At 41.7% G+C, this 23765-nt stretch carries 18 protein-coding genes and 1 pseudogene; 2 read left to right on the plus strand and 17 right to left on the minus strand.

The window, feature by feature from the left end:
• Positions 1-276: 276 nt before the first annotated feature.
• The 11 genes from QYF49_RS20345 to QYF49_RS20395 all read right to left on the minus strand — a co-directional run bounded on the left by QYF49_RS20345 (position 277) and on the right by QYF49_RS20395 (position 15175).
• Positions 277-2748, minus strand: a complete 2472-nt coding sequence (locus QYF49_RS20345) for an alpha-mannosidase (protein ID WP_290401428.1) — start codon at positions 2746-2748, stop codon at positions 277-279.
• Between the two features lie 18 nt (positions 2749-2766).
• Complete coding sequence (locus QYF49_RS20350) at positions 2767-4563, minus strand: MBL fold metallo-hydrolase (RefSeq protein ID WP_290401429.1); 1797 nt, start codon at positions 4561-4563, stop codon at positions 2767-2769.
• A gap of 777 nt (positions 4564-5340) precedes the next feature.
• A complete protein-coding gene (locus QYF49_RS20355) occupies positions 5341-6708 on the minus strand; it encodes a protein O-GlcNAcase (RefSeq protein WP_290401430.1) in 1368 nt (455 codons plus the stop codon).
• 4 nt (positions 6709-6712) lie between these two features.
• Positions 6713-7645: a class II fructose-bisphosphate aldolase gene (locus QYF49_RS20360; protein WP_290401431.1), complete on the minus strand. Its 933-nt coding sequence runs from the start codon at positions 7643-7645 to the stop codon at positions 6713-6715.
• Between the two features lie 104 nt (positions 7646-7749).
• Positions 7750-8625: a carbohydrate ABC transporter permease gene (locus QYF49_RS20365; RefSeq protein ID WP_290401432.1), complete on the minus strand. Its 876-nt coding sequence runs from the start codon at positions 8623-8625 to the stop codon at positions 7750-7752.
• Entirely contained in the window at positions 8622-9584 is a 963-nt protein-coding gene (locus QYF49_RS20370) for a carbohydrate ABC transporter permease (protein WP_290401433.1), read from the minus strand. The genes QYF49_RS20365 and QYF49_RS20370 overlap by 4 nt, the downstream gene beginning before the upstream one ends.
• A 69-nt stretch (positions 9585-9653) precedes the next feature.
• Complete coding sequence (locus QYF49_RS20375) at positions 9654-10988, minus strand: ABC transporter substrate-binding protein (RefSeq protein WP_290401434.1); 1335 nt, start codon at positions 10986-10988, stop codon at positions 9654-9656.
• 269 nt (positions 10989-11257) lie between these two features.
• Positions 11258-11863 carry a YesL family protein gene (locus tag QYF49_RS20380; protein ID WP_290401435.1) on the minus strand — a complete coding sequence of 202 codons (606 nt, stop codon included), beginning with the start codon at positions 11861-11863 and terminating at the stop codon, positions 11258-11260.
• Positions 11864-12097: 234 nt separating this feature from the next.
• A complete protein-coding gene (locus QYF49_RS20385; protein ID WP_290401436.1) occupies positions 12098-13102 on the minus strand; it encodes a Gfo/Idh/MocA family protein in 1005 nt (334 codons plus the stop codon).
• 23 nt (positions 13103-13125) lie between these two features.
• Positions 13126-13935 (minus strand): sugar phosphate isomerase/epimerase family protein, encoded by an 810-nt coding sequence (locus QYF49_RS20390; RefSeq protein ID WP_290401437.1) that lies wholly within the window; start codon positions 13933-13935, stop codon positions 13126-13128.
• 397 nt (positions 13936-14332) lie between these two features.
• Positions 14333-15175, minus strand: coding sequence for an AraC family transcriptional regulator (locus QYF49_RS20395; protein WP_290401438.1), 843 nt, complete (start codon positions 15173-15175; stop codon positions 14333-14335).
• Between the two features lie 130 nt (positions 15176-15305).
• Here QYF49_RS20395 and QYF49_RS20400 point away from each other — a divergent pair, with 130 nt between their 5' ends.
• Together QYF49_RS20400 and QYF49_RS20405 are read left to right on the plus strand one after the other, a co-directional pair.
• Positions 15306-16394, plus strand: coding sequence for a Gfo/Idh/MocA family protein (locus tag QYF49_RS20400; RefSeq protein ID WP_290401439.1), 1089 nt, complete (start codon positions 15306-15308; stop codon positions 16392-16394).
• Positions 16391-17023, plus strand: a complete 633-nt coding sequence (locus tag QYF49_RS20405) for a sugar phosphate isomerase/epimerase family protein (protein WP_290401440.1) — start codon at positions 16391-16393, stop codon at positions 17021-17023. Before QYF49_RS20400 ends, QYF49_RS20405 begins: the two co-directional genes overlap by 4 nt.
• A gap of 507 nt (positions 17024-17530) precedes the next feature.
• Here QYF49_RS20405 and QYF49_RS20410 read toward each other — a convergent pair.
• The 6 genes and pseudogenes from QYF49_RS20410 to QYF49_RS20435 form a co-directional block, all read right to left on the minus strand.
• Positions 17531-17974: pseudogene (locus QYF49_RS20410) on the minus strand (RidA family protein).
• 56 nt (positions 17975-18030) lie between these two features.
• Positions 18031-19176 carry a M20 peptidase aminoacylase family protein gene (locus tag QYF49_RS20415; RefSeq protein ID WP_290401441.1) on the minus strand — a complete coding sequence of 382 codons (1146 nt, stop codon included), beginning with the start codon at positions 19174-19176 and terminating at the stop codon, positions 18031-18033.
• Between the two features lie 40 nt (positions 19177-19216).
• Entirely contained in the window at positions 19217-20050 is an 834-nt protein-coding gene (locus tag QYF49_RS20420) for a GNAT family N-acetyltransferase (protein WP_290401442.1), read from the minus strand.
• Entirely contained in the window at positions 20028-21638 is a 1611-nt protein-coding gene (locus tag QYF49_RS20425) for an N-acyl-D-amino-acid deacylase family protein (protein WP_290401443.1), read from the minus strand. Before QYF49_RS20425 ends, QYF49_RS20420 begins: the two co-directional genes overlap by 23 nt.
• Before the next feature lie 32 nt (positions 21639-21670).
• On the minus strand, positions 21671-22801 hold the full coding sequence (gene menC, locus QYF49_RS20430) for an o-succinylbenzoate synthase (protein WP_290401444.1): 1131 nt from the start codon (positions 22799-22801) through the stop codon (positions 21671-21673).
• A gap of 41 nt (positions 22802-22842) precedes the next feature.
• Positions 22843-23715 carry a MurR/RpiR family transcriptional regulator gene (locus QYF49_RS20435; RefSeq protein WP_290401445.1) on the minus strand — a complete coding sequence of 291 codons (873 nt, stop codon included), beginning with the start codon at positions 23713-23715 and terminating at the stop codon, positions 22843-22845.
• Positions 23716-23765: the final 50 nt, after the last annotated feature.

Consider the following 23765-nt stretch of genomic DNA (forward strand, 5'->3'; position numbering starts at 1 on the left):
CCTCGTGCTGTAATGATTCTCTTAAATGCTGAAAAGCCTTCTCAATAAAACTTGTTTCACCAAAACTTCCAGATTTTAGTAGCGATTTGTCCGCTTTTTCATTAAATGGACTCAACTCAACACTCCCTATGTTAATTATCCCTTTATCTACGAATAATTAGGATTTTGTTCCACTAGGCAAGCAGATACGGGAGACAATAGCTTGCCTCTCGCAAATGCGTACCCTAATTTTAAGAGCTATGTTCATATTGCATAAGCGTTTTGAATGACTCCCGATTACACTTCCCATTCAAGTAAATTAGTTTCAACAATTGGCTCGGATGGATCTCTTGGAATCCGGAAGGTTTTAATTTCAGAAGGTTTAAAATAAGCTTCTATTGTACGATTCCATTTTGGCAGTTGAATAACGGCTCCCGTACCATCATTCGCAGTTTCATAGGCCCGTACAATTAGGTAATCCCCTTCTTCAGCCTGCTTCACAACGCTTACGATGACATTGTCGACATCAACCGTTAAGAATGAATCTTTTTGCGGAAGTGACCCCTTATGGTAGGTTTCAATTATACTGATGGGTTTTTGATTTAACTCAGCCGCACGTTTTACGGTTCCAGCTGTTTCCCAATTTCCCTTATGTGGAAGCAGGGAGTAGGTAAATTTTTGAACACCCTGATCAATAAATGTATAATGGCCGTCTTCCCGGGGAATCACTGGATCATGATGAGCATAGATGGGGCTGCGGAGGACCGTCAGACTCATTTCTTTATTATCAATGTCAAAACTGTACTTGCCATCGTTTAACAGACTAAGCCCATATACTTCCCCAGTGGGAGGATGAGTACCAGACATATCAATCCAGCTCTGACCAGGTTCTTCTTCCCCATTACATTCTCTTACCATATGGCCATAAGGTATTTCATATGTGGCCTTTCTAAACACAAGGTTGACTGGAAATTTAAGTTTAAGAGCCTTAAATTGTTCCTGCCAATTTAATGTACAGTGAACATCAATTTGGTCGAGATCCTTGTACATCGTAAAATCTTGAACAAGCAAGGACGTACCATATTCACTAATAACTCGGATCACTGATTTAACGGACCCATGTTCCACAAGGTTCACACTTTTTGCTGTAAATTTTCCGGCCTCATCCTTGTATTGGAGCACATTATGTGACCAGGTATCGCTTTGGTCATGAATGACCACAGGTTTTGCGGACGGCCCCTCCAAAATTTCAAGGTTTTTTGTTTTATCAAACAAACTGGTAACGAATCCTGTTACTGGATCAATTACCACACGTAAGCGATCATTTTCTAACGTCGTATCAGTAGCTTTGATTGGTTCAAAATCTTTAGAAATCTTGGAGCGCACTATTTTGTATACTCGATAGCCCATAGAAGGAAGAACTGCAATGAAGCTGATGCGATATCGGCCTCCAGCAGTGGCATGCGATTGAACAGTCTGCATAGGTATCTGCTTTCCTTTTTCATCAACTAATATATCGCCCTCTTTTAAACCGCCTACTTCAACTTCTATATTTACCTTGCTGTTCCAGGAGTGAGGATTAAAGACAACAATCGGTTTCATGCCCTCTTCTTGCTCAATATCGATTCTCCAGGACAGAGATTGAATGGCATAGTTAACACCTCTGCCAGCAATGGACATTGCTTCTCCATGCATGTTACGCGCATCTTCATAGGCCTCCTCCAGGCTTGTCCCTGCCAAAATATCATGAAATTGATTGAACAAGACATTCTTCCAGGCACGGTCATATTCTGAAAGGGGATATTTCTGTCCTGTGACCCAGCTGGCTAACGCCGAGAATTTTTCGGCTTTAACAAGTGCATTTTCCGCCTCGCGATTCCACCTCTTAATGCCAGAATGGACGGCATAGCAGCCGCTCGCATGATGCTGTAAATCATCATGCACAACAGGAAACGGCAGATTCTGTTTCATAAGCTCTTCAAAGAACTTATTGGGTGTGCTTAGGACAAGATTTGGAAACGATGGATCTTCATTTAAGCGTTTAATGCTCTCTATGTTTTCCTTAGTAGGTCCTCCTCCGTGGTTGCCGACACCATAAAACGTCATTAGGTCATTAAAAGGCGCTTTCAATTCACCTGCATTCCGCCGGATATGCTTCTCCAAATCCTTGCCCCATGTACAATATTCGAACGGGATTCTAAAGGATAAAACGCGGGAGCCATCATCGGATTCCCACCAGAATAATCTACCAGGAAGACCCTTTTCCTGAGGGTTCGGACGCATGAAAATATAATAATCCATGCCGCTTTTCTTTAAAATTTGCGGAAGCATGCCATGGTGGCCAAAGCTGTCCACATTGTAGCCAACCTTGGCAGTTACTCCGAACTTTTCCTGAAAATACCGCTGGCCGTACAATCCCTGCCTGACGAATGACTCTCCACTTGGAATATTGCAGTCTGGTTGAACCCACCAGCCTCCGACGATTTCCCAGCGTCCCTCCTTGATGCGCTGTTTGATTTCCTCAAACATTTCGGGTTCATTATTCTCAATCCACTCGTAATTAGCGGCCGAACTATTTGTAAAAACAAAATCGGGATACTCCTTCATTCGGTCTAGTGCTGAACGGAAGGTTGCTTTTGTTTCTTGGAACCCTTCCTGCCATTGCCACAGCCAGACTGGATCCAAGTGGGCATTTCCAATCATATGTAAGGTTTTTTCTTTTATCTTCGGTAACTTTCTTTCCTTAACTGCCATTGTTTCTTCCGTCATTTTTCATTTCCTCCTCGTTTATGCATGAACCGAAACCAGCGCTTCAGCATGCTGTCCAAAATGGATTTCCCCTACTGTTAAATCAACAGCAATCCGTTCTCTGTAAACCTTTACATTTTGGGGAACCGAAATCAATGCCGTAAATTGCCCGGATTCTTTTGGATCGAGTGCCACTTCATAAAAGGCGTTGTCAACCTTCCAACCTTCTGGAACAATGATTCGGGCAAGAACCGCTTTCGGCCAATTAAAAGGGTTCTTTATTTGAACATGTACTGAATAAGATTCCCCTGCCTTCACCTTCGTTTGGTAAGGCTGGATAACAGCTCCAAATCCATCCGCACCAAAGTCGACATTTTCAAGAGGCAGTAAGTCCTTATGCAGCTGTTCAAGAACTTTCCCTTTTTCTTCAATGCGTTCAAGGTATTCAGGGGTAACGAAAATCGGATCCCAATGGCCGGATAAAAGAAAATCAGGTTGGAGCGTTTTATATAGTTCTGCACTCGCTATATAATCACCAATTCGAAATTTATTTCCATATACATAATTGTATTCATCCTCTCCCTGGTGCTGATCTCCAATGGCCAGTACACGAGCTCCGTCTACTTCAAATTGCAGTGCAGCCGCATATAGGGTATGGCCACCCTGTTCATATACGGTGATCTCATATTCTTCCCATTTTACTTTTTGACCCATCGGCAGCTGGCGGTCTACTTTTATAGGGTCATACCATAAACAGGGCAGATCATATTTTTTCGGATTTTCAAGCACATCCGAAAAATTTTGCGGACACCAAAGTTCTGTCCCTTCAACCTCCCGTAGCAGGTTGATACCAGCCACATGATCATCATGAAAGTGAGTGGGAAGGACAACGTCAATTTTTTTTACCCCATACTGCTCTTTCAGCTTTGAAAGAGTATATAGCCATGGTCTTCTTGAAGCCCTGTCAGAGCCAGTTGTAAATCCACCCAAAAAGTCATACCCGTAATCGATCAACAAGGCGTTTCCACTTTCTGATAACAATACGTAACCATTAGCCATACTCGTTCGATTTTTTAGAAGATGTGGAGTAATGGCTTCATACGGCCTTTCCCGTAACTCAAAAAGTCGGGGATTTTGCTTTCGATGTTTCATTAATACCGCCAATCGTTCGACTAATAAATCGATTGCTTCAATGGGATGGTCCATAATCTGTCCATGGGACGGCAACAGGACATCCGGATTCTTCTCTTTTAAATCAAGAAGGGACAGCACACTCCGCGCAATTCCTTCTCCCCCGTTATACGTCCATTGTGTGGCTGACAAAGACCAAATCTTCCCTGGGGCATATATCAAGTCGCCGGTAAATGCGGCCATCTTCCCATCGATTGCGGCCATGATGGTAATGGAACCGACCGTATGGCCTGGGGTTGGGACAATATGAAGCTCTAGACCGTCCGCTATATGGGTGGAATAGTCTTTCAGTGTCCCAGAGATAGGAACCGAATGAAGCAGCGAAAACCGATCCTGGCGCATGTTATAGTTGTTATCGATTTCCCTGGCACCCCAGTGTTCATTCATATTTTGAAATAAGTCTTGTTCATTATGTGGAACCCAGATACGGATTCCTGCTTTGACAGCATCATGGAGGCCCTGGGCTTGATCCCGGTGATGATGGGTCATCAAAATATCGGTTACTTTTTCCACGCCTATAAGGGGAAGGGATTGCAGTACATCTCCAGCTCCAAAATCGATTAAGACTGCTGTATTTCCATTTTTAATCACATACACATGACAGGTATCTTCAAATAAAAATAGATTGGCAGATATCCGTATCATTAGTTCTATTTACATCTCCATTCATATTCCTCATTAAATATTGGCAGGCTTCCCTCTTTCACGCATGTTCAGTAAAGATATATAACGCAGCGGACCAGGATACGTCCTGACCGACCGTGGAACCATTCGTTGAATTCCAGTCCGTGGCTTTTCCCATCTGGTTCATATGGGTTAACTTCCCAAGCTAGATTCCTGCTTCGTCCAAACGTCCAGCCTGAACGAGCACATTTAATCCACATCCGTGGATGTAATTCAGGATTTTGTCTGCCTTTTTCTTATCTGCGACACCGAAGATAATGGCTAATAAGTTTGCTCATGTATCAAATCGGTCTGCATAATCCCTAAAACCATATAAGGTAGATAAAAGGGGCGTTCCGCAAGTTCTGTGTCTACTCGTATCAATGGATAAAGCCACTCTTTGCGCTCATTGGCAACTCAGTAGTAATCATAAGGCTCTTCGGGTCCCACCCATAGGAAAACATTCATTTTTTTATGAACAGCCTTCAAATTCCGTTCACAAAATTTCACTTGGGATGGATAGATCTTCGGCCATCTGCATCATACACTTCCACGCACAAAGTAAAGGACATTATCAAACAAGTTACCAAATCCGCCCAAGCCATCGCCTCATGGACTTCTAATAACCCATATTCATTGGAGTCCTGATACCTTAGCCACAATCTTGTGTAATGCCCAATGGTACCAGAGGTTTCCATCTATACAACCGGCGTGTATGGTATCTCTATGGCATAACCTTCTTTTCCTGACGACTGTTTGTCATACTATGGACCCCTTTACTGCCTCTGCTTTTGACTTGGCGAACTTGATTAATGGCATTAGAATGTCTCCCGCTATTGTCTTTGGGTGCAGCTTGACTTCTTTAGCTGATTCATTCAGCCAGTTGAAGGGAACCGTAATATCTTCGTTATTTTCGACTGCCTTTAATACGGCAATGGCTCTTCTTCCTGCCCATGCCCAGCTCTCCATAAGTTCTATCCAGGGGATTAGATTGTTTCTAAGTGCATAATTTCTCATTCTGAATTTCAAAATGTAACCTGCTTCATCTAACGAATCCAGGTACTCATGAAGCAGCTGTACAGCTGGGCTTGTTGATACTTGTTCTTTGGCATCAATAGCATCTAGCGCATTTTTTGTCAGCTGATTTAAAGTCTGCGCATTGTCGCAGCCCAGACAAGATTGCAGCGAAATTTCAGCAAACCGCCGCAAAGACTCATAATTTTCATCGCCGCCGACAACCCTTATTGCCTTATCCCAGGACTTCCAGGGATTATAGTTCACTGGATCAGCGAAGTAATCCGAATAAGTGACTAAGACAACTTTTGATGCTTCTGCCTGACTCATGGTGTTCACGAATAAGCCTTTACTAGCCTTTGGAAGAGAAGCATCACGCCCGTAGATCGGACCAATATGCATTTCACCAGTCATTTCCAGATCATTTACCGGATAATTATCCCAAATAACAGGTTTACGGTTAACAGCCGCTGCGAAGTCGGTCGAATCCTTTTCTGAAATGGTCCTGGAACATATATCAGGCCCTGTATAATAAATATCAATAGCTGGATGAAGACCCTCCCCAAGTTCATGAAGATAAGGACTGAACGGTGCCTGGCCATGATAATCCGTCGGACACATGGATAATTCGCAACCAGCATCAACTGATTTCAGCCAATGGTAAAGCTTATTAGTGAGATCTACATGCGCTTCCGCATAGCTGGTATACCTTGCCCGATCTTCTGCATGATGAAATTCCGCCGAAATATCATCCAGCATAATCATGAACTTTCTTACACCGATATCATAGAACGCCTTAAACTTGGACGTTATATGGGCAAAATCCGTTTCTGACGCATAATTTATGGAAACGCCGCACCCAATTGAATAGCAGAAATCAACACCGCATTTTTTAGCATGAGATACCGTCTTAGCAAACTGTTCCATGATGTAATCCGGATAGGGCTCCCTCCAGCGGGCACGATGTTGGCGGTCATTTTTCGGTCCATAGATGTAATGGTTAAATCCATGTTCGGCTATAAACGAAATTAAGTCATCCCGTTCAGGAGCTGTGTAATAGACACCGTAAAATGCTTCAATAACCCCCCTGATCGGAAAAGGCGAATGAGTCATCCAATTACTCTCCTTCTTTCATTTGGAATGATACCGCTTGTTTAGCGCTGCCAAGGAAATGTTCTATTTTTTCAATGACGGTTTCTTCTACAGCATCTTGTGCCAATTTTAAATGGGCTGGTGATAAAGCTTTGCATTCCAGATTTGTCATTCTGTCTTTTCTTTTGATTGCAGCCAGCAATGAAAGCTCTAGATCTGTTGCAATATTCACCTTGCTGATTCCGCCGTTTGGGAGATGAATGGCTTCTTTTATCATTGAGGAAGGAATGCCGGATCCTCCATGAAGAACAAGGTGAACCGGTGTCAATTGGCGGATCGCTTTTAATCGGCTAATATCAATCTTCGGCTGTTTTACGTTATAGACACCATGTGCTGTTCCAACCGATACGGCCAATGCATCACACTTTGTCTCACTGACAAACTTCAATGCTTCTTCCGGGTCAGTATAAAGCTCCTCATCTTTGTCCGTTTCCACGAAATCGGTCGTTCCAATTTTCCCTAATTCTGCTTCTGCAGAAATTCCTTTTGAATGAGCATAGGCCACTGCTTCCCTGCTTATGCCAATATTTTCAGCAAGGTCTTTTTCAGATGCATCGATCATAACGGAAGTGAAGCCAGCATCAATTGCATCAACAATAACTGAAAACTCCTTGGTATGATCAAGATGCAAAGCGGCGGGAACAGATATCTCCTCTTGCTGGATGCAACGGTAAAATTCGCCCGCAAATTCAGCTGGTGTGATTCCATATCGCTCCAATTCCTTTTGTGATATTTGCACGATTACCGGTGAGTCTGTTTTTTGAGCAGCTCGTAAAACTGAAGGAATCATTGGGGTATACCGTGGTGAGAAGGCTCCAATGGCAAAGATATGCTGTTCTGCCTTTTCTAAAACTTCTTTTAATGTAAACACATTTTTAAGTTTTATGTTATTTGACATAATCTAATCTCCCTATGTGTTAATTTGCAGGAACCACTAAATATCAATGAAATCTATGATAAAAACTCCGGAGCAAAGTAATAGTTTAATAGGCTAAAAGATGATCAGCCTTTAGAACCGGCCGATAAATTCATTCCTTCAATAAAATATCTCTGGAACAAGAAGAAGATAAGAATCACGGGAAGCAAAGCCATAAGGGATCCTGCCATTAAATAGTTCCATTGAGTATCATTTTGCCCCTTGAACACTTGTAAAGCGAGCTGCAGGGTGTAGAGCCGTTCATCATTAATAAATAACAAAGGACCAAGGAAATCATTCCATGCACCGTTAAATGAAAAGATTGCAACGGTTGCTATGGCCGGTTTTGAAAGAGGGACGATGATTTTCCACCAAATGTACAAGTGGCTGGCACCATCCATTTTCGCAGCTTCAATAAGCTCATTGGGAATAGTTAAATAGAACTGACGAAGTAAAAAGATATAGAAGGCACTTCCGAAGAAAGCAGGAAGTATGAGAGGAAGATAGGTATTTAACCACCCAAGTTTTGCATATAAAACATATTGTGGAATTAAAGTGACAAATCCAGGAATCATCATCGTGACTAAGACGATGGCAAATAATATATTACGGCCTTTAAACGCTATTTTTGAAAATCCATAGGCAATAAAAGAATTGGCAAGAACGTTGCCGATCACGACACAGAAAGTGATTAATACGGTATTTAAGGTATATCGTAAAAATGGTCCTTTATGAATCGTCTCAATGTAGTTTTCAAAGTGCCACTCTTCAGGTATAAAAGTAGGGGGATAGGTCATAATTTCCTGCATGCTTTTTAATGATGTTGAAACCATCCACCAGATCGGCGAAAGAATCAGCAAGCTCCCGGATATAAGGATAATGGTTACAAGGGCTTTAACCAATCTCTTTTTAAATTTTACACTTTGGAAGTAATTACGCTTGGTTTGTGCGGCTAAACTCATTTTTGATCTTCCCCTTCATAGTGCACCCAGCGCGGGGCTAGCTTTAGATTGATTACGGTCAATACAAGAATGATAATGAATAAAATCCAGGACATGGCCATGGCATATCCCATGTCAAATACTTCAAACGCTTTATTCCACATATGTAAATTAAAGAACACCAGCGAGTTGGCAGGTCCTCCATCACCGCTTTTACTCATGACATACCCTTCCTGGAATATTTGGAAAGCTCCGATCGTACTCGTTACAATATCAAAGAAAATAACCGGGGTAATCATTGGCAGTGTAATATGGCGAAACTTCTGAAACGCGCTTGCACCATCAATTTCAGCAGCTTCATATAAGGAAGGGGATACACTCTGAAGGCTGGCTAAATAAAGAAGCATTCCTCCACCAACACTCCACATCTTCATTAGAATTAAAGCTGGCTTTGTCCATGCTGGATCGGCTAACCATGAAGGACCCTCGATCCCCACCCAAGAAAGAAGGGTGTTCACAAGCCCTGAAGACGGACTTAATAGCTGCATCCAGAGAAGATACACACCCACACCAGATAGTACCGCCGGTAAGTAATAGATTGTTCTGAATACCCTCATTCCCCGTATTCCCTGATTGAGAAGAACAGCGAGAAGAATAGCTCCTGCAGTGGTTAATGGGACAGATATCACCACGTAATACAGGGTATTACCTAATGAAATCCATATAATATTGTCATTTGTAAACATTCTTTTATAATTATCCAGACCAATAAAATCCATAGTGGATGTGATATTAAAGTTAGTAAAACTGCCATAAAGAGAGAACAAAAGCGGGCCAGCCAAAAACACAACAAAACCAATAATCCATGGGGCGACAAACATGTATCCTTGTAATTGTTCTTTTTGTTTGAATGGAATTTTTGGTTTTTTAGATTTTATATTTGTTTGAGACTTTTGTTTTTGCTCTAAAGTAGGTTGCATTGCGTTCATCCCTTCATTCGGAGGTGAAAAATCAGGGAGTGATTCGTTCACTCCCTAAATTTTGAAGCATTATTTATTGCTTTTTACAAGCTTCTTCACGGCTTTTTGTGCTGCATCCAATCCTTCTTTAGGTGATTTTTTTCCTAAAAGAACCGCATCCAGTTCAGGATTTATTAAGTTGGTGTAATCTGGTGCTTCAAGAGGTGTAGGTGTCAACAGAGTTTGTTTCATATTATCAACAGCAGCGGAATATACCATTTTTCCGTCATCGGTGAAATCTTTGCTCTTAGAGGCATTTTCTGATGCTTTTTTGTTTGCGACATTATCAAAGTTTTTCTCTGCCCAATACTGCTGCGCTTGTACATCCGTTAAATATTTTAAAAACTCAAACGCTTCTTTCGGGTGTTTAGCGCCTTTCGGAATCTCAGCCGCAAAGCCACCGCCCCAGCTTGTATGTCCTGAACCTGGTTGCATTTCTGGAAGAGGAGCAACCCCAAAGTTAATATCTTTTCCGTAGTCTCGGATTTTGGTATAAAAAGTGGCCGCATCCGTTGTCATGGCCAGCTTGCCCGCAACAAATGGGTCAGCAGTCTCTTCCCCAAACTCTGCTTTAAAGGAATTGATGACTTTATCGCCATAGGAGTCATAATAATTTTTCACCCATGTTAAAGCTTCCACATTTTTGGGATCGTTAATGATTGGTTTTTTGGCTTTAAAATCCCAATATCCTTTTCCGTCAGCCGTAATCATCCATACATCTGACGCGATGCCGTAGTTTGGAAGATATCCTATCCTTGTATACTTCTTACCTTTTTTCACATCTAGCTTCTTGCCGTATTCCTCTAACTCTGCCCATGTTTTTGGCGGTGAATTAGGGTCAAGGCCAGCTTCTTTAAACATGTCTTTGTTGTAGAACAATAAGCGGGTGTCTGTATTGAATGGAAGAGCGTATGGGTCGCCTTTGTATAGGGTCGCCTTATATAGTTCCGGATAAAAACGATTCTTTAATTCAGGATCCTTTGCTATATACTTTGCAAGATTGGTATTTTGGGCATTCTTTGCGCGTGTTGAAACGGAGTTGATGTCATTAATAATTAAGTCTGCCGGGTTGCCGGCAGCAATGGAAGCTAAGTTCTTTGTCCAAATATCCCCCCAGGGCAAATATGTATGTTTGACTTCGATCCGATCCTGGGATTTATTGAAATCACTGATAATTTTTTCAATGACAGGCCGACGGATTTCAGAACCCCAAAACGTCCAAAAATCAACAACTACTTTTCCCCCTTTTTCGGGACCGTTCCCATTTTGCCCATTGCTTTCTTTACTTGAACAGCCTGAAAGGATGAGAGCAATACTCAAAACTAAAAGAAACAAAGACATCAGAGCTTTTCTCGGCTTTTTCACATCATTTCCCCCTTTAATTTTTTTCACGCCAATCCCACATTTTTTTCATTTATCATGAATGAATGTTGACCATTTTTAAATCGTTTTGTGGGTTTCTAGAGGTTTTAGGTATAATTTCGACGGAGTTTGTGGTATTTACTTTCATTTTTGTGGGATTTTGGTGACTTGTTTATATTATTGTTGAATGCGCTTTAAAAGTCAATATATTCTGAAAATATATCAGGAAACTTTTACTCGTTTTTTTCGACATTTTCCTGAAGTATTAATCTCTAAATATTAAGGAACTTATGAGATAATTTAATCATACCAATTCGACCTATTTTGCTAATGATCAAGGCTATCAAGCTTCCAAATACTAATACCCCAGCTCCTGTAAATAATAGAACCAGTAATAAAACCAACAACAATCCACATAACATCACAAAGGACGTAAAAGGCTGCCGTACTGCTACCATTAAGGAAATAAACAACGTTTTATACCAAGAAAAGTGGTACTGGAGGAAAACTGGAATACTGTATAAAGCCGTAGTTAAGTAAACAATCGCTAATACACTGATTGAATAACGAAGGGTTATGAGTTCAGCAGTATCTGAACCTGCCAAGATGTTCCAATCTATGTAGAAAAATATCCCGATCACACAGACAGCGAAACCAGTGGGGTAACTCTTTAAAAAGATTTTGCGAAATTCTCTATAGAATGTGGGGATAATTGCTAGATCCTTATCCTCTTCCATCCATTTATTTATGACGGAACACATTGTAAAAGTAGCCGGGATTACAGTGATGATGGGGAGACAAAACATAATCCATACCACATTTAAACACAACAGCCTCCAGATCCACTCCATTAAAAACAGGATTGCTTTTTTAAACATCATACTCTCTCCTAAATTTTATATTCTGTTAGCTGGGGGGTGAGTTTTCCGCTTGTCTACGTGCACAATTAACGGTAAAGGATTAACTTAAGATATTAAGTCAATCCTTTATGCTATTAAAATAAAATCTCAATATTCACTTTTGTATCGTATTGAATGCTGTCCGGGGGGAGGAAAATTTTTCACCAAACCAACCGGAACATTTTTGGTTGATTATTTCGTTTACGTAACATCTTATAGCTTGGGAACTGGAGCTTCATAATTAATTTTTATTATGTTCCCTGAATCGAGTGCTTCCTTGGCTGCAATCGCTACCGATAGCGAAAGAATGCTATCTTTATAAGTGGATAGGACCAGGGAAGGATTGTTTTCGGAGATCGCTCTTGCAAAGGATTCCAGCTCCCTGCGGTATAACCCCTCGTCCTTTGATAAAAAATGGACTTTCTCTCCATCAATTTTTCCGCTGACACTTCCCTCTACAAGATCTAGAATTAAATGCAGTTCATCAGAAATAAGTTCAATATTGGTAAAGACATCTGGATACGACCAAGAATGAGTATGATTTTGAATAATATCATTTTGGTATTTCATACAGAGGCTAAAGCTGTCTTCTACTGTGAAATCCTCACTTTTTGGGACTATCAAGTTTTCCTGATATCCTGATAGCTGTTCTACCTCTCCAATCAGGTAACGTGATAAATCAAAGATATGCACTGCCTGGTCGAATGCGGGCCCTCCGGAACGTCCTTTATCAAAAAACCATCGAGGCCAATTGGGACGCAGAGCAAGTCCGTCAAGCATGGCACTCCGGATAAGAGCGATTCGTCGGCCGGCTATTAATTCCTTTGTGTGCGCTGCTGCCTGGCTGTACCGATACATAAAACCAACACTATTGATGACACCTGTGCGCTCTAAGATATCGTCTATCTTTTTAGCCATTTTTAAATCCTTTGCAGGAGGTTTTTCTATAAAACAATGGATGCCTCGTTCAGCCGCTTCCCGTACCAAATGCTCACGAATCTCCGGCTGTGTGCAAATGATGACCCCCTCGGGATAAGATTTCTCGAGCATCTCGACATAATCCGTGAAGCCCTTGACCCCAAATTTGGTCTCAGCTTTCTTTAACATATCTTCATTTACATCACATACACCGACTACCTCGATACCCTTTATTTCATTCATCGTATTTAAGTGCCCCTGGCCCTGCCAGCCGGTGCCTACTACAGCGATACGTACCATGTACTTCTCCTCATTTCACATTTTTATTTTCTGGTAGTGTATGTGCCAGTTTCAAATGCAGACTTTATCCATTGAAGTGCAACGGCACAATCGTGAGTAGGATCGTGATCTCCAGCTTCATATTCAATAGAGAGAGTACGATCATAATTCATTTCTTTTAATACTTTAATACAATCCCCAATTCCGACGATACCTTCCCCTAATGCGACTGGATGATGCTGGCCTGTTGCTTTTACATCCTTTAAATGCACATGAAATAAAAACTCTTTTAAATCCTGCAGGGCGTGGGGTGCAGAATAACCCTGAGTTCCGAACCATCCTGTATCCACTGCGGCTCCAATGAGGTCACCATAATCCCCAATTACCGTCCTTATTTCGTCAGGATGTTTTTCCGGGTGGTTCTCAACCGCAACTTTTAATCCATATTCATTACATAATCCATAAATGACAGGACCAGCCTCTTTTGAAATGCCACTGGTAATCATGTCAATCCCCAGCATTTTTGCTGTATCAAAACAGAGACGGGTCCACCTTGGGTATCTCACAGGATCACCAAGAGAACAAGAATAAGAATAGACACTAAGGCAATGTTTCTGCCAAATTTCTTTTAGTTCCTCTGCTAAATACGGCGTCATAAACTTGGGGAAGGCATGTCCCATCCACAGCTCAATATGTTCAAACCCAGCGTTCTTAATATCCAAACAAATACGATCAAATTCGGCCAGACTGAAGTTTTCAATTACTTGACGTTCCGCATTTCCCCACTCGTCCATGCTTGTTTCATAATTGGCTGCACGAGCAAAGTAATTTGCAGTTTGAAAGCCAATAAGCATTCAATGTCCTCTCCTATCAGTTTCTAAAGTTTTTAGGTTAATTTAATTCCCTATTTTAAAGCGCTTCCATTTTGGATTCTAGAAAAATAATGTTATAGCAGTATTCCTCAGCTACTTAAAGCTGGACAACAGAAGACACAGTACTTCTGGTCGTCAGGTTCAGCTTTTCACTATTTTGGGACCGTTCCCTTTTTAATTAGTGAAAATTCAGAAATATTAAAGTATGGAACTGGATAACTACACCCCTAGTGGGACCGTTCCTAAATGTTATAAGCTTAGACTAGTTGATGTGGAAAACGCTGTCAATATAATTCGAGCAAATTGACAAATCTCTTAAGCTAAGGAAGAGGCAAAGATTTAGTATACCCAGCGCATAGGAAAAGGGTTTATGGAACTACTACATATGGATGAGGCCCATTCTCTTTCGATAATCCCGCGGCGATTGGCCGGTAAACCTTTTAAATTGTTTATTAAAAGCACTTAGCGACTGAAAACCGCTTGCAAAGGCAAGATCGATCATATTTTCGTTTGTGGAATGAAGTAAGTCCATTGCATTTTGAACGCGCAATCGGTTAAGAAATTGATTAGGAGAAAGTCCTGTCAACATACGAAACTCCCTGTAAAACATCGTCCTTCCCATTCCTGTCTTCTTGGCCAATGTGTCACTATCAAGTTGATCCTTGTAGTGATCCAGCATATATCCGACAATATCCCCTACTTTTGAAAGAGGAAGGTTTTCATTAGAAGGCTTGAAGTGATCTTTGGCAAATTCATTCACTTGCAGCAGAATTTCAATGAGGTGCATGTATTGCTGAGTCAACCATGAATCTTCTCCGTTCTCCTGAGCTTTCATTGCATTAATCGCAGCACTTTTAATTTTTCTAGCAAAAGGCGTATTGGCTGGAATTAAAGGCCGTATATAATGTTTGGCGTAAAAAGGAGCCAGCAGCTTGTTTCCTTTCGGTATATTCCGTACCGATGAAGGCGTAAACAAAATAAGGATGCACTCAAACGGCTGATCGGGTTTAGCATAGCTCCAATGCGGTTCAAAAGGACGGCACAAAAAAACATCTCCAGGGCGTCCATAATAAGTCCGATGGCTAAACCTGTATTCCAGCTCGTTATTTAACAAGACACCAATCTCTAAACAATCGTGAATGTGTAAATCGTGCTTTTCATGTGATCCCCAAACACGGCAAAAGGCAAAAGACCGTTCCAACCGTAAGTGCTCTACATACATTTATTCACCCCCTAATCCATTTTATCTCATAATTGGTTTGGACAAAATGACAAGTTTTGAAGGAGTTTGGAAAAGAATTCTATTGGTACCTATGGTAGATTGATTTCATTAAAAAGATTGAGGTGAAAGAATGAGAGTGTATATTATAGGCGCAGGAGTCATTGGCCGGACCCATGCCCGTGCTGCATATAAAATTTTTCCTGAACTTGAGCTTCGAGCAGCTGATTTAAATCCACACGCCCTAAAGGGGTTTTGCGAGGAGTACCCAGAGGCAGTTGCGTTTAACGATGTACAAGAAATGTTGAATTCAGAGAGTCCATTAGATGATGACATTGTCATTGTCAGCACACCTCCTTTTGCGCATTTTAATCCAACTAAGGCCGCTCTTCAGTCTGGACGCCATGTTCTTTGTGAAAAGCCCCTTGCAATGAACCTTTCACAGGCCAATGAGATGGTTCACATTGCTGAAGAAAATAAAAGGCTTCTTGGCTGCTGCAGCGTTCGATTTAAAGGAATGCCTCATATGGAAACAGTGAAGGAAGTACTTCTTTCAGGTGCCCTAGGCGAGATTTACCATGTTACGTTTGTAAACAAAAGGGCACGCAGCCGTTCAGGAATTGAATATCAGGCCGAGTCACCTTGGTTTTTGGATTCAGCTAAAAGCGGCGGTGGTGTTCTAATGGACTGGGGGCCATATGATTTTGCTACTTTATTGGATATTTTAAAGCCCGATAATATTGATGTTAGTTCCGCATGGATTGCAAAGCCGGCAACGGATGCTGATCCAGATGATAAACCATTTAATGTAGAAACACATGCAGGATCTATGATGACGTTTTACGGAAGCAGCCAGTCGGTTCATATTCACTATGAACGTGCTTCCTGTGCCCATGGAGAAGAATATGTAAAAGTAGAAATTGAAGGTACCTCCGGTTCAGTCAGGTGGACGCCTTTTGACTCACGCCAGCCGGTTTTTCTTCGGTACGACCGGCAGGGACAGGCCATTGAGAAGGAAGTAGAAACCGGTCCTAAGAGCGAGTTTACAATATTTGATAATCCTCTCCTCCATTTTTCCCGTAAAGTTTCTGGACTTAAGTCATATGCAAACGTTAATCAAAGTGCCTTAGACCATTTTCATTGTATAGAAGCTGTTTATGCTGCTGCGAAAACTGGGCAGAAACAAACGATCACATTGAATAGACCGGAGTATGTAACATGAAAATACATGGTTTTTCAACCAATATGTATGGCTGGGTTGAACGCTGGAAAGTGGACGGCAGAACTCCTAATTGGGAAGAGATATTCTCCGCCTGCGCAGAAGCAGGCTTAGATGCTGTAGAAATAGACCCAGATACCGAAAAACTTGCATTGGTTCGGTCACTTGGATTGTCTGTGTCAGGATCCTATCTCGGCTTAAGTCTACATATCCCATTAACATTAGAAGATATAGAGCGAACTGTGTTACCCTTTGCTGAACGTTTAGCTTTTGCGGAAGGAACAGATTTACTATTAAATGCAGATCCCCTCGACTGGAAAAATCCGATTCGAAAATCAGAAGATGAACTAAAGATTCAGGGAGAAAACTTATCCTGCATTGCGGACCTAGTGGCTCCAATGGGTTTAAAGGTTAGCATGCATAATCATGCTGCTAAGAACCAGGATGCACTTGGGGATTTAAGGTCAGTCACACAGTATGCCGAATCAAATGTAGGGCTGTGTATAGATATCGGATGGGCTCATATAGCGGGCTGCGATCCCATTGCAATGGGTAAAAACCTATCCAGAGCGCCTATTTTCCTTTCACTTGAGAAACCAGAAAGGGAGCATTCCAACCGAAGATTTACTTGATGGAGATATTGCAATCCCGAGTTTGCTGCATGCCGCAGAAGCAGTTCAATATAACGGCTGGCTGTCACTAGAGCTTTGGCATACTCCTGCTGCCAAGCCTTCTCGTACAATGACACAAGATGTAAAACGGTCAGTTGAATTTTTAAAGGATTGTGTGTTAAATAAACTATGATAGGAGGTTGACTCCAGCCAGAAAATCACGTCGGACCACTGTATAAGGATTTAAAAAGAAAATACATGCTCTATGGTTTATTGAGTATAATGTGTAGCTAACTTTCAATATTTGTTACCTATTATGAAACTATTTGTTCATGCACCTCCATCCTTGTTGCACTTGAAAGAACCCCCTTTAATATCAATAACAATGGCAAACTTCCTTTACTCCAGGGGTTGCCTTTTTTTTTAACAACGAAATCCGACCTATAGCCGGCCGGATTTTTTTACGAATCGTATGAGTTTCCATTTTAACCATATGGTTATAAAAAGGAACATTGTTGGTGTCTGTTTTTACTCTTCGATCTCAAGAACCATTTCAATTTCCACTGGTAACTTGAAGGGAAGCACATTTGTACCAATCGCGGACCTTGCGTGTTTCCCCTTTTCTCCATAAACTTCTACCAAAAGATCTGATGCACCATTGATTACTTGTGGATGATCATAAAAGTCATTTGTACAACTTACAAATCCAAGACATTTTTCACTTTATTTAAATCTCCGACTTCTTTCTTTACTATACTGAGTAAATTTAAAGCCGTAATTCTAGCAGCGTCATAGCCTTGCTCGATAGAAATATCTTCTCCAACCTTGATAAAGGGGTTTTCCGTCGATAAAGCATCCGGATCCCGATGTATAAAGAAGGCTACCCGAGCGATTAACGGTCACATAATTTGCAAGTGGTGCTGGTTCTTCAGGTAACTCATATCCAAGTTCTTTTATTTTAGACTCTACCATTCGTATACTCCTTTCATTTACTACATTTTTATTTGTTTTGTAATATTTCTGTTATTTTATATGGAAGGATCTGTTCTCTCCGCTGCCTTTTCAAATAACTTGATGACGGAAGCTGCTAAAATCGCTACACCATTCCCCATCGCCGCTAAGTCAAATTTCATATTTGGGTGATGTAGACCTGGTTCTAAGTCTGTACCTAAACCCACCATCGTGGCTTGAATATGAGGTCTTTCCTTTGTATAGAAATGAAAGTCTTCGCCGCCTGGCGTAACCGGAGGACGGACGAGTGACGTTTCACCAAGCATCTGTCGAACCGCATCTCCCACTATTTCTTCCATAAAGGGGCTTTTCTCTGCTGCTACCATTTGTGCCCGAATTTCAAGTTGCACTTCGGCGCCATTGGCTTCTCCTGCATATTGAACCGCTCTCATTACACTCTCTGTTAAAGCCTTCATCGCCCTATTCGTTTGTGCTCGAAGATCAATACTAAACTCAGCTTCATCTGGAATAATATTGATGTTTTCCCCTCCAGCTTTCACTTGTGTCACCTTAGCTGAGGCTGGTAAGGTCGGATCCACTTTCACCGAATTCACAGCACTTATGATTGCCCCAAGGGCATCTACAACATTAATGCCCAAGTTAGGTCTTGAGCCATGGGCTTGTATCCCTTTAATTTTCCCTTTTAATAGAGTGGTAGCTCCATGATAAATCGCGGAAGAGGCCTGCCCCATCCCAAGTTCGAATGACGGCCTAACATGGATACCGAGCATGTAATCCACGTCATCCACTATTCCATCCTTAATGATGGCTTGAGCACCTTTCCCCGTCTCTTCGGCTGGTTGGAAAATAATTTTGAGGCATCCGTTATTCGGGTGGAAATCGGACTCCTTTAAACAACGAAGCGTATTTAGTACCATGGACATATGTGAATCATGGCCGCATGAATGGTTTGCCTTCCATACACCTTCAACATTTTGCCATAATGCATCCATGTCCGTCCGCAAAGCGATCGTTGGGCCATCGGAATCACCGTTCCATGTAACGACAATCCCATAGTGATCTTGAAACGTTTGATAAGAGAGACCGAGTTTATTGAGTTCATGACAAAGGAAGTCCCTTGTAGTTTTTTCCTTCCAACTGACTTCAGCCAAATCATGTAAGTGGTTGTAAGTATCTAGCAGAAGGGTATGGTTGTTCTTCACCCATTCTTTGATGCTATTTAGATTGGTATTTCTCTGTATATTATGCAGGAGGATCACTTCTTTCTAGTACGTAATACGCGATATCGTCTTCCGGGATCACCCCGGTCACGTGATAGCCGTTTAGCAGGGCTTCGTTTAGTTTATTGCGAGTGTGTAATCGCCACTCTTGGACCAGATCAGGGGCATCTTTCTTCATTTGCTGTACCTCTTTTGGGATAGGCAACAGATAGCCAGAAATATAATACTCCACACTTTTATCCTCACAAGGAATCGGATGTTTACCGTCAAATCGAATATCAAATAGTTTTTCATACTTTTTCCATCTGGCCTGATTTCGGTTTCCCCTAAGCGCATAGTTAACCTTTTCAGATAAAAGATCCCATTCCACTAAGAATCGATCGGAGGGTGTGTCTTTGTTCAATTTATCATTCATGTAACCATAATAAGCTTCAATATACGTTTTTACATAGCCACCGAGTTTCGAGAGATTAAGATACCCATTTTTAACTTCCAGAGGGTCAAATGTCCAAATGATTTTTTCATAACCATATCCAATGGCCCACTCTCGTTGTTTTAATTTCAAATGCTCACCGATTCCTTGATTTCGATAGTCTGGGTGTATGGCCATCATATGTGAACACAAATAGGGCTTTTTACTAAGCTGACTGTAACCTGCAAATCCATAACAAAATCCCACCAGTCGATGACTTTCATTATCAAATGCACCAATGACTATCCCTCCGTTGTGAATGGCAGCCACCATTTGGGGGGCAGAGGTGACTACCTCTTCTCCCCACACCGACTTTTGTAATTCAACAATGTCTGAAAGGGGTTCGAGTTCGGTGACAATCTTATAAGTAAACCTTGCTTGCATAACTGTTCTCCTGTCGCAACACTTTTCCTGCAGTGGTGCCGGTATACTTGCCCTCTTTTACGGCCAACTGCCCGTTTACAAGAACATATTTAATTCCAACCGGCTTTTCTAGAGGGTTTTCGTATGTTGATTGATCTTTGACTATATTGGGATCAAACACCACTATGTCCGCGGCATAACCCTCTCGGATGAATCCTCTGTCTTTCAAACGAAGCAACTGCGCGGGTGCTCCGGTCATCTTACGCAAGGCCTGTTCAAGGGTAAGCGCCTGTTTTTCACGCACATATCGTCCTAACACACGAGGGTACGTGCCGTAAAGTCGAGGATGGGGTTTCCCGCCAAAAATACCGTCCGACCCAACGATCTGTAGGGGGTGTCTCATCCCATAAATGACATCCTCTTCATCGCCCCAATGAATGACCATCGTAATACCTGCATTTTCCTCAATAAGTAAATCAAAGGCTGCGTCTGCAGGATCTGCTGCTTCTAATAATTCAGCTACTTCATTCATGTTTTTGCCTTCGGCCCAGCGATTTTTTTCTGTGGAAACAGCCGTAATAAGAATGTTTTCCCAGCCACAGGTAAGGACCCAGTTTTCGTAGTCCTCATTATTCTTAAACTCTTGTTTTATTTTTCCTCTGATTTCCAGTTCCTTTAATTTTTCTAACAGAGCAGAGGTTCCTCCAGAATGCATCCAAGGAGGTAAAATAGCGTGAAAAACGGTTGATCCGGCGGTATACGGGTATTGATCAAAAGTAATTTCAATTCCTTCGTTACGGCCCTCGTCCATTTTTTCAAGAGCTTTTTCAAATTTATCGCGATTCGTTTTACCTGCGACTTTGAAATGAGAGACATGAAGACGAACGCCTGATTGACGGGCGACATCAATGACCTCATCCAATGCTTCTAAGGAGTGGTTGCTTTCGTTTCGAATATGGACCACAAAGCAGCCGTCATATTTAGCTGCCCCTTTGCAGATCGCAATTAATTCTTCTTTATTGGAAAACACATTGGGAGGATAGACCAGACCCGAAGATACCCCTACGGCCCCCTGCTTCATCCCTTCTTCTACAAGGAGTTGCATTTGCTCCATTTCCTCTTGTGTCGCGTGACGGCCATCAAAGCCCATGACAAGAGTCCGTACAGCCCCATGGGGTACGAGGTAGGTTGCATTCCCTGTGATATCGGAATCTTCCAAAAACTGAAGATATTCATCGATGGAGTTCCATGGCCAATCACCGATATCTCCGTTAAGTCCTTTTAACTGCTTTTGCCATAACGGCTTGGTTTCTTCCGAAACCGGAGCAACCGAAATACCATCCTGGCCAAATAATTCAGTCGTAACACCTTGTAATACTTTAATATGGTGGATCTCTGGTTTCGTACAAAGCAAATCCGAGTGGACATGCGTATCAATAAATCCGGGTGAAACCGCCAAGCCCTTAGCATCTATCTCCGTAGTAGTATTTTCGTTTCTCAGGGTCCCTATTTTACGAATGACCCCATTTTTAATTCCAACATCAGTTTTAGTCCATGGATTTTCTGTTCCATCATAAACGTGGCCACCTCTTATAATAAAATCAAACAATCTAATCCCTCCTATTAGTTGTTCTACTGAAACTACTGCAGTATCAATTCGTTTGTAAATGTCTCTTTATTGATCAAATATTGATCAAATACAGCCTTGTTAATTTCATAGCCAATTCCATGAGATGTTGGAACCTCAAGCTTACCCGGTTTTGATAATATGATCTCTGGTTGAACGATATCATAAGCCCAATAACGATCAGAGGCGGATGTATCCCCAGGGATGCTAAAGTTGTTGAGCGACGAAAGTGCAATATTGTGTGCACGACCGATCCCTGCTTCGAGCATCCCTCCACACCAAACAGGAATATGATTTGATTTACATAGATCATGTATTTTTTTGGCTTCCGTTAGTCCGCCTACACGGCCAACCTTAATATTGATGATTTTGCAGCTTCCTAATTCGATTGCTTTCCTAGCGTCTTCGGCCGTATGAATGCTTTCATCCAAGCAAATGGGCGTAACTAGCTGTTTTTGAAGTTTAGCATGATCAATAATGTCATCGTGAGCCAAGGGCTGCTCAATCATTATAAGGTTATACTGGTCCAATTCTTTAAGGATATGAATGTCATTTAAGGTGTAGGCAGAATTTGCATCAGCCATTAAAGGTAGATCAGGGCCATATTCTTCCCGAATGGCACGAATCACTTTGACATCATGACCGGGTTTAATTTTCACTTTAATTTTCTTGTAGCCTTCATCCGTAAACTTCCCCACTTTTTCAAGCACTTCTTCCACAGTATCTTCAATACCGATACTGACCCCCACTTCAATCTCTCTTTTTTCACCTCCGAGAGCTCTCGCAAGTGACACACCTTGATGTCTAGCATATAAATCCCAAATCGCTCCTTCAAGCACAGCTTTAGCCATGTTGTGCCGTCGGATTGGCTTGAAAAGTTCATGAATTTCATTGGGATGGGTGATGCTTTCGGAAGAGAACAATTTAGGTATGAGAAATTCCTTAAGGATATAGCTGATGGTTCCTGTAGTTTCTTCATTATAAACAGGGTATGGAAGAGAAGCACTCTCAGCATAACCTGTTAAGTTTCCACTATGAACACTTACGACGAGAAAATCTTTAAACGGAATGAGGCCGAAGCTGGTTTCAAACCGTATTTTTAGTGGCATACGAAGCCTAGACAATTCCACTTTATCTATTTTCATATCAAAGTCCCTTTCTCTATCTCTATTTTGCTGTTAGCGGATCAATGGGTTTCCTGCTTAAAAAACGGAAAAAACTGTTCGCTCGTTTGTTCGTAGTCATTGATACGGTTATGTACCTCTTCCCACTTCGATGAGGCAACGCCAGATACAATGACATTCAGCAACGAAAACATGGTGGCCATCCCATTCAGACCGGTAGGCGAAGGGGTGTACACTTTTATCAACAAATCTGCAAATAATCCTAAGGGAGATAATTCGTTATCGGTGATGGCGATGATTTTCGCTCCCTTTTTCTTCGCGGCCTTTACAAACGATATGGTCTCCTGAGCATAACGCGGGAATGAAAACGCGATGACTAGGCCTTCTTTATCCATGTCTGAAATCAAAGAAATCGCGTCGTCAATTTCTCCTCGATACAGATGGGTATTGCCTTTTACAATGTTTAAACTAAACGCCAGCCAATTGGCTGCTGCATATGAGCTCCTTAATCCCACAATGCATCTTTTTTTGGAATACAGAATCGCCTCAATAACTTTTTGGACTAAATTCGAGTCCAACGCGTCCAGGTTTTTTTCTATAAAAGCAATCTCCTGCTCCTTAATATGGTGAATAAGATCTACGGTGTTTTGACTGAGAGCTCCTGTAGATACTCTATATTTTTCTAATGGATCAGTTTGTCCTTTATCTAATAAATTTGACTGAATCTCCTTCTGCAAATGAGTAAAGCCTTTATATCCAAGCGCATAGCATAAACGGATCACTGTTGTCTCACTTGTTTTGGTCAACTCTCCGACTTCTTTTGCCTTTTGAAAAGCGATATGTTGGGGATGCTCCAGAATAAATTGGGCTACCATTTTTTGACGATTCGTTAGCGTATTGAAATTCTTTCGAATGACTTCGTTGATAGGTTCCATCCATGATCTTCCTTTCTAGATGTTAGGGTGCTAGGATTGGCACCTACTGT

The sequence above is a fragment of the Fictibacillus terranigra genome, assembly GCF_030412265.1.
In the GTDB taxonomy this organism is placed as follows: Bacteria; Bacillota; Bacilli; order Bacillales; family Fictibacillaceae; genus Fictibacillus_C; species Fictibacillus_C terrinigri.